Below are 12,735 nucleotides of genomic sequence, written 5' to 3'. Positions count from 1 at the left end.
TGCCCGCCGTCGGCCCCGGGACCCGGCACCAGCCCCCGGGCACGAGCAGTGGAGGGGACAGCGACAATGCCGGCCGACGAGAGCCCGGCCACATGCGCGGCGGGCCGCTCACGGGCGGCCGCGGCGATCGGCCGGGCGTTCAGCCCGGGTCCGCTCGCCCGGCCGGCCCACGCGGGCATCGCCCTGCGCGGCCGCCCCGCCACCGGGCCCCACAGACCCCCGGCGGCGGCCCCCCGCAGCTCCGCCCGCGCCGCCAGGCCGCCGTCCCGGCCGCCCCGCGGCGCCGCCTTCCGGCGCGCCTACGAGCGGGCACGCCGGGCCTGGGACCGCCCGCTGACCGCGTACTACCTGATCCTCGGCGCCGGCCTGCTGATCACCGTGCTCGGCCTCGTGATGGTCTACTCCGCCTCCATGATCAAGGCGCTGGAACTCTCGCGGCCCAGCACCTACTTCTTCCGCAAGCAGTTCCTCGCCGCCGTCATCGGGGCCGGACTGATGCTGCTGGCCTGCCGGATGCCGCTGAAGCTCCACCGGGCGCTCGCCTATCCGCTGCTCCTGGCCACCGTCTTCCTGATGGTCCTGGTCCAGGTGCCGGGGATAGGGATGTCGGTCAACGGCAACCAGAACTGGATCTACCTGGGCGGCCCCTTCCAGCTCCAGCCCAGTGAGTTCGGCAAGCTCGCCCTCATCCTCTGGGGCGCCGACCTGATCGCCCGTAAACAGGAGAAACGGCTGCTCACCCAGTGGAAGCACATGCTGGTGCCGCTGGTCCCGGGCGCCTTCCTGCTGCTCGGGCTCATCATGCTCGGCGGCGACATGGGCACCGCGATCATCCTCACCGCGATCCTGTTCGGGCTGCTCTGGCTGGCCGGAGCGCCCACCCGGCTGTTCGCCGGGGTGTTCGGCATCGCCGCGGCCATCGCCTTCCTGCTGATCAAGACCAGCCCCAACCGGATGGGCCGGCTCGCGTGCATGGGCGCCAGCGAACCGACCGCCGACGGCGGCTGCTGGCAGGCCGTGCACGGAATCTACGCGCTGGCCTCCGGCGGATGGTTCGGTTCCGGGCTCGGCGCGAGTGTGGAAAAATGGGGGCAACTGCCGGAACCTCACACCGACTTCATCTTCGCCATCACCGGGGAGGAACTGGGCCTGGCGGGGACGCTGTCGGTGCTCGCCCTGTTCGCGGCTCTAGGCTATGCGGGTATCCGCGTGGCCGGACGCACGGAGGACCCCTTCGTGAGGTACGCAGCGGGAGGCGTGACCACCTGGATCATGGTGCAGGCCGTGATCAACATCGGTGCGGTGCTCGGCCTGTTGCCGATCGCCGGAGTCCCGCTCCCGCTGTTCTCCTACGGAGGTTCGGCCCTGCTGCCGACCATGTTCGCGGTCGGGCTCCTGATCGCCTTCGCGCGAGAGGATCCCGCCGCGAAAGCGGCCCTGGCCATGCGGAGGCCCGGGGTCAGATGGAAGACGATGAGACGGCGCATCACGAAGCGTCCGTCCGGAGAGCGGTGAATTTCGGTGCATGTCGTACTCGCCGGCGGGGGGACCGCCGGCCACATCGAGCCCGCGCTTGCCCTCGCAGACGCCCTGCGCAGGCAGGACCCGGCCGTGGGAATCACTGCCCTCGGCACGGAACGCGGACTCGAGACAAGGCTCGTACCCGAGCGGGGGTACGAACTGGCGCTGATCCCCGCCGTACCGCTGCCGCGCAAGCCCACACCCGAGCTGATCACCGTGCCCGGACGGCTGCGCGGCACCATCAAGGCGGCCGAGCAGGTGCTCGAACGCACCAAGGCCGACTGCGTGGTCGGCTTCGGCGGATACGTGGCCCTGCCCGGTTACCTCGCCGCCAAGCGCGCGGGCGTCCCGATCGTGGTCCACGAGGCCAACGCCCGCCCGGGCCTGGCCAACAAGATCGGCTCCCGGTACGCCCACGGCGTCGCCGTCTCCACCCCCGACAGCAAGCTGCGCGGCGCCCGCTACATCGGCATCCCGCTGCGCCGCACCATCGCCACCCTCGACCGCGCCCGGGTGCGCCCGGAGGCACGCGACACGTTCGGTCTGGACCCCAACCTGCCGACCCTGCTGGTCTCCGGCGGTTCGCAGGGCGCCCGCCACCTCAACGAGGTCGTCCAGCGGGTCGCGCCGGTGCTCCAGCGGTCCGGGATCCAGATCCTGCACGTGGTCGGACCGAAGAACGAATTGCCGCGTATCGACAACATGCCCGGGATGCCGCCCTATATCCCGGTACCGTACGTGGACCGGATGGATCTCGCGTACGCGGCGGCCGACATGATGCTCTGCCGCGCGGGCGCGATGACCGTCGCCGAGCTCTCCGCCGTCGGGCTTCCCGCCGCGTACGTCCCGCTGCCCATCGGCAACGGCGAACAGCGGCTCAACGCCCAGCCGGTGGTGAACGCGGGCGGCGGCCTGCTGGTGGACGACGCGGCGCTCACCCCGGAATGGGTGCAGGGCAACGTCCTGCCGGTGCTGTCGGATCCGCACCGGCTGTACGAGATGTCCCGTTCCGCCGCGGAGTTCGGGCGGCGCGACGCCGACGACCTGCTCGTCGGCATGGTGTACGAGGCGATTGCCGCACGCCGCCAGGCGTGAGGCGGTGCGGGCCCGGGGCGTGCGCCCCGGGCCCGGTGAAGGAGCGAGCGTGGCCGGACCGACGACCGCCCAGCGCGGCGCAGCCAAGCGGGCCGACACCCCTGCCGGACCTCCCCGCATCCGCCCCGAGGGGCGCCGGCTGACCGGTCGTACACGACTGGTTCTGGCCGCGGTTGCCATGGTCCTGTGCGCCGCCGCCACGGTGTGGGTGCTCTACGGGTCGTCCTGGCTCCGGGTCGAACACGTCACCACCACCGGCACCGAGGTCCTGACCCGGGCCGAGGTGGAGGCCGTCGCGGCGGTCCCGGTCGGCTCCCCGCTGGTGTCCGTGGACACCGACGCGATCGAGGCCCGGTTGCGCCAGAAGGTGCGCCGTATCGACTCCGTGGATGTCGTACGGTCATGGCCGCACGGTATCGGCCTTAAAGTGACCGAACGAAAGCCGGTCCTGGTGGTGGAAAAGGGCGGGAAGTTCATCGAAGTGGACGCGAAGGGTGTGCGTTTCGCCACGGTGGACAAACGCCCCGGTCATGTCCCGCTGCTGGAACTGACGCCCGAGGGATCGGCGAGCCTGAAACGCTACGGAAGTGACCGTCTGTTGCGGGAAGCGGTTCGGGTTGCGGGCGATCTCCCGGGGAAGGTGGCCAGGGAGACGGAGACGGTACGGATCACTTCGTACGACTCCGTCGTCCTGGAACTGACACGGGGGCGCACGGTGATGTGGGGCAGTGGTGAACGCGGGCCCGTGAAGGCGCGGGTGCTCACGGCGCTCATGAAAGCCGCCCCCAAAGCGGGACACTTCGACGTGAGTGCCCCCACCGCCCCGGCCGCTTCGAAGAGTTGACGGTCATATGGCCTGGCCAGCACCCTGGTTGGTCAGCGCTACGGGTGATCACATAGGGTGAAAAGAAAAACGGGAGGTTCGGCGTGTTCGTTGAACGTGCGCCGCTTGTCGACTTAGTGTCCTGTTCGGAAGAGTCCATGAAGCAGACACACTGGTAACCCTAAAGTTGAACGTTAGGGTTTGGGTCGGCGTTCGGACCGTCCCCATCGACATTCGTCGTCGCGGCGGAGCCACCGCAGAGCGACGACACGTAACTCGAGGCGAGAGGCCTTCGACGTGGCAGCACCGCAGAACTACCTCGCAGTCATCAAGGTCATCGGTGTCGGCGGCGGTGGTGTCAATGCCATCAACCGAATGATCGAGGTCGGCCTCAAGGGCGTCGAGTTCATCGCGATCAACACCGATGCGCAGGCACTGCTGATGAGCGACGCCGACGTCAAGCTCGACGTCGGCCGTGAACTCACCCGCGGCCTCGGCGCCGGGGCCAACCCGGCCGTCGGCCGGAAGGCGGCGGAGGACCACCGTGAGGAGATCGAGGAGGTCCTCAAGGGGGCCGACATGGTCTTCGTCACCGCCGGAGAGGGCGGCGGTACCGGCACCGGCGGCGCGCCCGTCGTGGCCAACATCGCCCGCTCGCTGGGCGCCCTGACGATCGGTGTGGTCACCCGCCCGTTCACCTTCGAGGGCCGGCGCCGGGCGAACCAGGCGGAGGACGGCATCGCCGAGCTCCGCGAAGAGGTCGACACCCTCATCGTCATCCCCAACGACCGGCTGCTGTCCATCTCGGACCGCCAGGTGAGCGTGCTCGACGCGTTCAAGTCGGCCGACCAGGTGCTGCTCTCGGGCGTCCAGGGCATCACCGACCTCATCACCACCCCCGGGCTGATCAACCTCGACTTCGCCGACGTCAAGTCGGTCATGTCCGAGGCCGGATCGGCGCTCATGGGCATCGGCTCGGCACGCGGCGACGACCGCGCGGTGGCCGCCGCGGAGATGGCGATCTCCTCGCCGCTCCTGGAGGCGTCCATCGACGGCGCCCGCGGTGTCCTGCTCTCCATCTCCGGCGGCAGCGACCTCGGTCTCTTCGAGATCAACGAGGCCGCGCAGCTGGTGAGCGAGGCGGCGCACCCGGAGGCCAACATCATCTTCGGCGCGGTCATCGACGACGCGCTGGGCGACGAGGTGCGGGTCACCGTGATCGCCGCCGGTTTCGACGGCGGTCAGCCGCCGACCCGCCGCGAGAACGTCCTCGGGGCGAGCGCCGGCAAGCGTGAGGAGTCGGCCGCGCCGCAGCGGAACACCGAGCCGGTGCGTTCGTCCGGTCCGCTGGGCTCCGTGCCCTCGCGCGAGGAGTCCTCGCAGGCCCCGGCCGAGCAGCCCGCACCGGTGGCGAGCGAGAGTTCGCTCCCGCCGGTCAGCCCGCCGCACGTCCCGACGGCCCGTCCCTACCAGGACACCCAGGCCGAAGAGCTGGATGTACCGGACTTCTTGAAGTGATAGTTCCGCAGCACGCGGTGCGGACCGCGGTGGCTTCGGCGGGCGGCGCCCACTTCGCCTTCACCGACAGGTGGGGCGGGGTGAGCGCCGCTCCGTACGAGCGGCTCAACCTCGGCGGCGCGGTCGGTGACGACCCCGCCGCCGTCCTCGCGAACCGCGCTCTCGTCGCCCGCCACCTCGGCCTGGGCGCGGAGCGGGTCGTCTGGATGAACCAGGTGCACGGCCGTGACGTGGCCGTGGTCGACGCCCCGTGGGGCGACGGCCGCGACATCCCGGCCGTGGACGCGGTGGTGACGGCCCGGCGCGGACTGCCGCTCGCGGTGCTCACCGCCGACTGCGTCCCCGTCCTGCTCGCCGACCCGGTGGCCGGTGTGGCCGGCGCCGCCCACGCGGGCCGGCCCGGCCTGGTCGCCGGGGTCGTACCGGCCGCGGTCGAGGCCATGGTGGCGCTGGGCGCCGAACCGTCCCGGATCACCGCGCACACCGGACCGTCGGTGTGCGGCCGGTGTTACGAGGTCCCCGAGGCGATGCGGGCCGAGGTGGCCCGGACCGTCCCGGAGTCGTGGGCCACCACCGGCTGGGGCACTCCGGCCGTGGACGTCGTCGCCGGGGTCCACGCCCAACTGGAGGCGCTGGGGGTGCGGGACCGGCACAGTTCGCCGTACTGCACCCGGGAGTCCGGCGACCACTTCTCGTACCGCCGCGACCGCACCACGGGTCGGCTCGCGGGATATGTCTGGTTGGACGGATAGGACATGACGGACCGTAGGGAACAACTCGCCGCGAATCTGGCGCGGGTGGAGAAGCGTATCGCCTCCGCCTGCGCGGCGGCCGGACGTGGGCGGGACGAGGTGACCCTCATCGTGGTCACCAAGACCTATCCCGCGAGCGATGTGCGGATCCTGCACGAACTGGGTGTACGTCACGTCGCGGAGAACCGCGACCAGGACGCGGCGCCGAAAGCCGCCGCGTGCGCGGATCTGTCGCTCACATGGCATTTTGTCGGCCAGTTGCAGACCAACAAGGTCCGTTCTGTGGTCGGTTATGCCGATGTCGTACAGTCGGTGGATCGGGTCAAGCTGGTCACCGCCCTCTCGGCGGCGGCCGGGCGCCGCGGTCGCGAACTGGGCTGCCTGCTTCAGGTGGCCCTGGACGCGGAGAGCGGCGAACGCGGTGGCCGCGGAGGCGTCGCGCCCGGTGACATCGAGGAGTTGGCCGCCGCGGTGGAGGCCGCGCCCGGTCTCCGGCTCGACGGCCTGATGACCGTCGCCCCGCTCGCCGGCCCGTACGCCGGACGCCAACGCGCCGCTTTCGACCGGCTGATGGAATTCTCATCCCGCCTGCGCGGGAACCATCCGGCTGCGAACATGGTCTCCGCAGGAATGAGCGGGGACCTCGAGGACGCCGTGGCTGCCGGAGCGACACATGTACGCGTCGGTACGGCGGTGCTCGGAGACCGACCCCGGCTCGGGTAACGTCGCGAAGCAGGTCGGACCACAGCAGAAAATATGGTCATTGCCGCCCGATGCGGGCAAGACCGAAGTGGATCTCGGGCACTTGGTGACGCGAATGCCGATCCACCACAGAGCGGAGGACTCGGAGCATGGCCGGCGCGATGCGCAAGATGGCGGTCTACCTCGGCCTCGTGGAGGACGATGGGTACGACGGTCCGGGGTTCGACCCCGACGACGAATTCGAACCCGAGCCGGAGCCCGAGCGGGACCGGCGGCGGCACCAGCCCGCGCACCAGGTGGAGCGGGAACGCGACGAGCCGGTGCGCGCGGTGCAGCCGCCCGCGCCGCGCGAGCCGGTTCAGCTGCCGGCGGACAGCGGGCGACCCGCCCGGATCGCGCCCGTGGCATCCATCACACCTGACCGCCCGAACCTGGAGAAGAACGCACCGGTGATCATGCCCAAGGTCGTGTCCGAGCGGGAGCCGTACCGCATCACCACGCTGCACCCCAGGACGTACAACGAGGCCCGTACCATCGGGGAACACTTCCGCGAGGGCACTCCGGTGATCATGAACCTCACGGAGATGGACGACACCGACGCGAAGCGACTTGTCGACTTTGCCGCGGGACTCGTCTTCGGTCTCCATGGCAGCATTGAGCGCGTGACGCAGAAGGTGTTCCTGTTGTCGCCTGCTAACGTCGATGTCACGGCGGAGGACAAGGCTCGCATCGCAGAGGGCGGGTTCTTCAACCAGAGCTGAGATACAGGACACCGGGTACAAACCGGCCGGGAGGCCGGGGCTTACGGAAGCCAGGGGAGAGGGAAGCGCGGGACATGGGCGTCGCACTGGATGTGGTCTATATCGCGCTGATGTGTTTCCTCATCGTGCTGATCTTCCGGCTGGTCATGGACTACGTCTTCCAGTTCGCACGTTCATGGCAGCCAGGCAAGGCGATGGTGATCGTCCTGGAGGGCACTTACACTGTCACCGATCCACCGCTGAAGCTTCTGCGGCGGTTCATACCGCCGTTGCGTCTCGGGGGCGTGGCACTTGACCTGTCCTTCTTCGTTCTGATGATCATCGTCTACATTCTGCTCAACATCGTGGGCAAGCTAGCGAGCAGCGTGTGAACGATACGGTCTTGCCGACTGCCGACGACTACGTAGAGGTGAAGAAGAGATGCCGTTGACCCCTGAGGACGTGCGGAACAAGCAGTTCACGACCGTCCGCCTCCGAGAAGGCTATGACGAGGACGAGGTCGATGCCTTTCTCGACGAGGTCGAAGCGGAACTGACCCGTCTCCTCCGTGAGAACGAGGACCTGCGGGCCAAGCTGGCCGCCGCCACGCGCGCGGCCGCGCAGAACCAGCAGAACCAACAGCAGCAGGGTATGCGCAAACCACCGGAGCAGCAGGAACGGCCCGGCGCTCCGGTACCCGCCGCCATATCGGGCCCGCCGGTGCAGCAGCAGCCCCCGCAGATGGGTCCCCCCCAACTGCCCGGTGGTGCTCCGCAGCTGCCTGCCGGTCCCAGCGCGCACGGTCCGCAGGGCGGCCACGGTCCGCAGGGCGGGCACGGCCCCCAGGGTGGCCATGGTCCCCAGGGCGGCCCCGGCCCGATGCAGGGCGGTCACGGCCCCGGTCCGCAGGGCCCGCACGGCCCCGGCCCGATGCAGGGCGGACCCATGGGCGGCCCGATGGGCGGCCCCGGTGGTCACGCTCCGCAGCAGCAGCAGATGCCCCCGCAGATGCAGCAGCAGCAGATGCAGCAGCCCGGTCAGGGACCTGGTGGCGACAGCGCCGCCCGTGTCCTCTCGCTCGCCCAGCAGACCGCCGACCAGGCGATCGCGGAGGCGCGTTCCGAGGCCAACAAGATCGTCGGCGAGGCGCGCAGCCGTGCCGAGGGTCTTGAGCGTGACGCCCGTGCCAAGGCGGACGCGCTGGAGCGGGACGCGCAGGAGAAGCACCGCGTGGCGATGGGCTCGCTGGAGTCGGCCCGCGCGACGCTGGAGCGCAAGGTCGAGGACCTGCGCGGCTTCGAGCGCGAGTACCGGACCCGTCTGAAGTCGTACCTGGAGAGCCAGCTGCGTCAGCTGGAGACCCAGGCCGACGACTCGCTGGCCCCGCCGCGTACGCCCGCGGCCGCTTCCCTGCCGCCGTCGCCTTCGCTGGCCCCGGCCGGCGCGGGTGCGATGGGGCACTCCATGGGGAGCAGCCACGGCGGTCACGGCAACCAGCAGATGGGTGGCGGCAACCAGCCGATGGGCGGTGCGCCGTCGTACGGCGGGCAGCAGCAGATGTCGCCCGCGATGACGCAGCCGATGGCACCGGTGCGGCCGCAGGCGCCGCAGCCGATGCAGCAGGCGCCGTCGCCGATGCGGGGGTTCCTGATCGACGAGGACGACAACTGAGCGGTGTGCGCTCGCTGAGCGCGTAGCCGTCGGCAGGCAAAGGGCCGGGCCCCGGGGTTTTCCTGGGGCCCGGCCCTTTGCCGTGGGCGGGTGGGGGTTGCGGGTGGGGTGCCGCTGCGCGGGGCCTGTTCCCCTACCCGCCCCTTCCCGTAACCGGGGCTCCGCCCCGGACCCCGCTCCTCAAGCGCCGGAGGGGCTGGAATGGGCGGCCTGTCGGTCCGGGCCCCGCTCCTCAAGCGCCGGAGGGGCTGGAATGGGGGTGCCGGAGGGGCTGGAATGGGCGGCTTGCGTGTCTGGGAGGGGTGGCCTGCGTGTCTGGGGGCGGGGTGCTCCGTATATGCCGGAGGCCCGGCCGGGACCGTTGGTCCGGGCGGGCCTCCGGGGTGGTCAGGCGTGGGTCTTGCGGAGGCGGAACGTGAGGTTCAGGCCCTCGTCCTCGAAGGGGGCGCCGTATGTGGAATCCGCCTCGCCCTGGGCGTAGTCCACGGCCAGGACCTCCTCCGCGATCAGGGAGGCGTGTGCGGTCAGGGCCTCGGTCGTGGCGGGGGACGCCGACGTCCAGCGGACCGCGATCCGGTCCGCCACGTCCAGGCCGCTGTTCTTACGGGCCTCCTGGATCAGCCGGATCGCGTCACGGGCCAGGCCCGCCGCCCGCAGTTCCGGGGTGATCTCCAGGTCCAGGGCGACCGTCGCGCCGGAGTCGGACGCCACCGACCAGCCCTCACGCGGGGTCTCCGTGACGATGACCTCCTCCGGGGAGAGGGTGATCCGCTCGCCGTCCACCTCGACCGACGCCGTGCCCTCGCGCAGGGCCAGGGAGAGCGCGGCCGCGTCCGCGTTCGCGACGGCCTTGGCCACCGCCTGGACGCCCTTGCCGAACCGCTTGCCCAGCGCCCGGAAGTTGGCCTTGGCCGTCGTGTCGACCAGCGAGCCGCCGACCTCCGAGAGCGAGGCCAGGGAGGAGACGTTGAGCTCCTCCGTGATCTGGGCGCGCAGTTCGGGCGAGAGGGACGCGAAGCCGGAGGCCGCGACCAGGGCGCGCGACAACGGCTGGCGGGTCTTGACCCCCGACTCGGCGCGGGTGGCCCGGCCCAGCTCCACCAGGCGCCGGACCAGCGCCATCTGAGTGGAGAGCGCCGGGTCGACGGAGGCCGGGTCCGCCTTCGGCCAGGAGGACAGGTGCACCGACTCCGGGGCGTCCGGCGTCACCGGGACGACCAGGTCCTGCCAGACGCGCTCCGTGATGAACGGGGTCAGCGGCGCCATCAGCCGGGTCACCGTCTCCACCACGTCGTGCAGCGTGCGCAGGGCCGCCTTGTCGCCCTGCCAGAAGCGGCGGCGGGAGCGGCGGACGTACCAGTTGGACAGGTCGTCGACGAACGCGGAGAGCAGCTTGCCGGCGCGCTGGGTGTCGTACCCCTCCAGCGCCTCGGTGACCTGCTCGACCAGGGTGCCCAGTTCGCTCAGCAGCCAGCGGTCCAGGACGGTGCGCTCGGCCGGGGCCGGGTCGGCCGCGGAGGGCGCCCAGTTCGACGTACGGGCGTACAGGGCCTGGAAGGCGACCGTGTTCCAGTAGGTCAGGAGCGTCTTGCGGACGACCTCCTGGATCGTGCCGTGGCCCACCCGGCGTGCCGCCCAGGGGGAGCCGCCCGCCGCCATGAACCAGCGCACCGCGTCGGCGCCGTGCTGGTCCATGAGCGGGATCGGCTGGAGGATGTTGCCCAGGTGCTTGGACATCTTCCGGCCGTCCTCGGCGAGGATGTGGCCCAGGCAGACCACGTTCTCGTACGACGACTTGTCGAACACCAGGGTGCCGACGGCCATCAGCGTGTAGAACCAGCCGCGGGTCTGGTCGATGGCCTCCGAGATGAACTGCGCCGGGTAGCGGCTCTCGAAGACCTCCTTGTTCTTGAACGGGTAGCCCCACTGCGCGAACGGCATCGAACCCGAGTCGTACCAGGCGTCGATGACCTCCGGGACGCGGTACGCCTCCAGCTGGCAGTTCTCGTGCGAGCAGGTGAACGTGATCTCGTCGATGAACGGGCGGTGCGGGTCCAGGTCCGACTGGTCGGTGCCGGTGAGCCCGGTCAGCTCGGCGCGGGAGCCCACACAGGTGAGGTGGCCGTCCTCGCAGCGCCAGATCGGCAGCGGGGTGCCCCAGTAGCGGTTGCGTGAGAGCGCCCAGTCCACGTTGTTGGTGAGCCAGTCGCCGAACCGGCCGTGCTTGACCGAGTCCGGGTACCAGTTGGTCTTCTCGTTCTCCTGGAGCAGCCGGTCCTTGACGGCGGTCGTACGGATGTACCAGGACGGCTGCGCGTAGTACAGCAGCGCGGTGTGGCAGCGCCAGCAGTGCGGGTAGCTGTGCTCGTACGGGACGTGGCGGAAGAGCTTGCCCCGCGCGGCCAGGTCCTCGGTCAGCGCCTCGTCGGCCTTCTTGAAGAAGACGCCGCCGACCAGGGGCAGATCCTCCTCGAAGGTGCCGTCGGGGCGGACCGGGTTGACGACGGGGAGGCCGTAGGAGCGGCAGACGGTGAGGTCGTCGGCGCCGAAGGCGGGGGACTGGTGGACCAGACCCGTGCCGTCCTCGGTGGTGACGTACTCGGCGTTGACGACGTAGTGCGCCTCGCTCGGGAAGTCGACCAGGTCGAAGGGGCGTTCGTAGGTCCAGCGCTCCATCTCGCGGCCCGTGAAGGTCCGGCCGGTCAGCTCCCAGCCCTCGCCGAGCGCCTTCCCGACCAGCGGTTCGGCGACGACCAGCTTCTCCTCGCCGTTCGTCGCGACGACGTAGGTGACGTCCGGGTGCGCGGCGACGGCGGTGTTGGAGACCAGGGTCCACGGGGTGGTCGTCCAGACCAGCAGCGCGGCCTCGCCGGCCAGCGGGCCGCTCGTCAGCGGGAAGCGGACGAAGACCGAGGGGTCCACCACCGTCTCGTAGCCCTGGGCCAGTTCGTGGTCCGAGAGGCCGGTGCCGCAGCGCGGGCACCAGGGGGCGACCCGGTGGTCCTGGACCAGGAGGTCCTTCTTGAAGATCTCCTTCAGCGACCACCACACGGAGTCCACGTACTCCGGGTCCATCGTGCGGTAGGCGTCGTCCAGGTCGACCCAGTACCCCATGCGGGTCGTCAGCTCGGCGAACGCGTCGGTGTGGCGGGTCACCGACTCCCGGCACTTCGCGTTGAACTCCGCGATGCCGTACGCCTCGATGTCCTTCTTGCCGTTGAAGCCGAGTTCCTTCTCCACCGCCAGCTCGACCGGCAGGCCGTGGCAGTCCCAGCCCGCCTTGCGGCCGACGTGGTAGCCCTGCATGGTGCGGAAGCGCGGGAAGACGTCCTTGAAGACGCGGGCCTCGATGTGGTGGGCGCCGGGCATGCCGTTGGCCGTGGGCGGGCCCTCGTAGAACACCCACTCGGGGCGCCCCTCGGACCGGTCGAGGCTCTTGGCGAAGACCTTGCTCTCGCGCCAGAAGTCGAGCACGGCGTGCTCGAGGGCGGGCAGGTCGACCTGGGCGGGTACCTGGCGGTACTGCGGCGATGTCATGTGCGGGCTTCCTCCGGCGGACGACTTCCACTTCCGTCGGAGGGACGAGAACCGGCCGGCTCCCGCGGTACCACCCTCCTTGGCCCCGGGCACACGCCCGTGGCCCCCTCATTGGGGTCGCGACACCGGGTCTACCGGCCTTGCGCCCCCGGGCGGACCCCACGGGCGCAAAGCGTTCTTCCGGCGGCTCCGGGGTGATCTTCACGACGCGCTCGCCCCCGGGCTTCCACCGTCCCCGGGTCGCTGCCGGCTGCGTACGACGCTACTCGTCCCATCCATGCCTTTCGCTGCGCTCATTGTACGGGCCCGTACGGGCGACGGCCGACCGGTTTGTTCCGGGGCCGCCCGCGCCCCGGAACGCCGGGCGGCCGGGGAG

At 70.6% G+C, this 12,735-nt stretch carries 10 protein-coding genes; 9 read left to right on the top strand and 1 reads right to left on the bottom strand.

Annotated features, from left to right (window positions below; translation table 11 throughout):
- Positions 1-66: 66 nt before the first annotated feature.
- The 9 genes from ftsW (at position 67) to B9S64_RS07155 (ending at position 8,822) form a co-directional block, all read left to right on the top strand.
- Complete coding sequence (ftsW, locus tag B9S64_RS07200) at positions 67-1,515, top strand: putative lipid II flippase FtsW (protein WP_181387621.1); 1,449 nt, start codon at positions 67-69, stop codon at positions 1,513-1,515.
- A 6-nt stretch (positions 1,516-1,521) separates the two neighbouring features.
- On the top strand, positions 1,522-2,616 hold the full coding sequence (gene murG / locus B9S64_RS07195) for an undecaprenyldiphospho-muramoylpentapeptide beta-N-acetylglucosaminyltransferase (protein WP_028440183.1): 1,095 nt from the start codon (positions 1,522-1,524) through the stop codon (positions 2,614-2,616).
- A 49-nt stretch (positions 2,617-2,665) separates the two neighbouring features.
- Complete coding sequence (locus B9S64_RS07190) at positions 2,666-3,460, top strand: cell division protein FtsQ/DivIB (RefSeq protein ID WP_103491490.1); 795 nt, start codon at positions 2,666-2,668, stop codon at positions 3,458-3,460.
- A 276-nt stretch (positions 3,461-3,736) separates the two neighbouring features.
- On the top strand, positions 3,737-4,957 hold the full coding sequence (ftsZ, locus tag B9S64_RS07180; RefSeq protein WP_103491488.1) for a cell division protein FtsZ: 1,221 nt from the start codon (positions 3,737-3,739) through the stop codon (positions 4,955-4,957).
- Positions 4,954-5,709, top strand: a complete 756-nt coding sequence (gene pgeF / locus B9S64_RS07175) for a peptidoglycan editing factor PgeF (RefSeq protein ID WP_375153026.1) — start codon at positions 4,954-4,956, stop codon at positions 5,707-5,709. Before ftsZ ends, pgeF begins: the two co-directional genes overlap by 4 nt.
- 3 nt (positions 5,710-5,712) lie before the next feature.
- On the top strand, positions 5,713-6,432 hold the full coding sequence (locus B9S64_RS07170) for a YggS family pyridoxal phosphate-dependent enzyme (protein ID WP_103491487.1): 720 nt from the start codon (positions 5,713-5,715) through the stop codon (positions 6,430-6,432).
- Positions 6,433-6,560: 128 nt separating this feature from the next.
- Entirely contained in the window at positions 6,561-7,172 is a 612-nt protein-coding gene (locus B9S64_RS07165) for a cell division protein SepF (protein WP_028440188.1), read from the top strand.
- A 74-nt stretch (positions 7,173-7,246) separates the two neighbouring features.
- Positions 7,247-7,543 carry a YggT family protein gene (locus B9S64_RS07160; RefSeq protein ID WP_028440189.1) on the top strand — a complete coding sequence of 99 codons (297 nt, stop codon included), beginning with the start codon at positions 7,247-7,249 and terminating at the stop codon, positions 7,541-7,543.
- A 49-nt stretch (positions 7,544-7,592) separates the two neighbouring features.
- On the top strand, positions 7,593-8,822 hold the full coding sequence (locus tag B9S64_RS07155; RefSeq protein WP_103491486.1) for a DivIVA domain-containing protein: 1,230 nt from the start codon (positions 7,593-7,595) through the stop codon (positions 8,820-8,822).
- A 387-nt stretch (positions 8,823-9,209) separates the two neighbouring features.
- On the opposite strand, the gene ileS is transcribed toward B9S64_RS07155, so the two are convergent.
- Positions 9,210-12,359 (bottom strand): isoleucine--tRNA ligase, encoded by a 3,150-nt coding sequence (gene ileS, locus B9S64_RS07145; RefSeq protein ID WP_103491484.1) that lies wholly within the window; start codon positions 12,357-12,359, stop codon positions 9,210-9,212.
- Positions 12,360-12,735: the final 376 nt, after the last annotated feature.

This window comes from Streptomyces sp. SM18, assembly GCF_002910775.2.
Lineage (GTDB): Bacteria > Actinomycetota > Actinomycetes > Streptomycetales > Streptomycetaceae > Streptomyces > Streptomyces halstedii.
This window is presented reverse-complemented; position numbering and strand designations above follow the sequence as displayed.

Bases quoted from the DNA above. Each gene is read 5' to 3' on its own strand.
- ftsW (WP_181387621.1), top strand. From the start codon at position 67: ATGCCGGCCGACGAGAGCCCGGCCACATGCGCGGCGGGCCGCTCACGG.
- B9S64_RS07170 (WP_103491487.1), top strand. From the start codon at position 5,713: ATGACGGACCGTAGGGAACAACTCGCCGCGAATCTGGCGCGGGTGGAG.
- B9S64_RS07165 (WP_028440188.1), top strand. From the start codon at position 6,561: ATGGCCGGCGCGATGCGCAAGATGGCGGTCTACCTCGGCCTCGTGGAG.
- B9S64_RS07160 (WP_028440189.1), top strand. From the start codon at position 7,247: ATGGGCGTCGCACTGGATGTGGTCTATATCGCGCTGATGTGTTTCCTC.
- B9S64_RS07155 (WP_103491486.1), top strand. From the start codon at position 7,593: ATGCCGTTGACCCCTGAGGACGTGCGGAACAAGCAGTTCACGACCGTC.
- ileS (WP_103491484.1), bottom strand. From the start codon at position 12,359: ATGACATCGCCGCAGTACCGCCAGGTACCCGCCCAGGTCGACCTGCCC.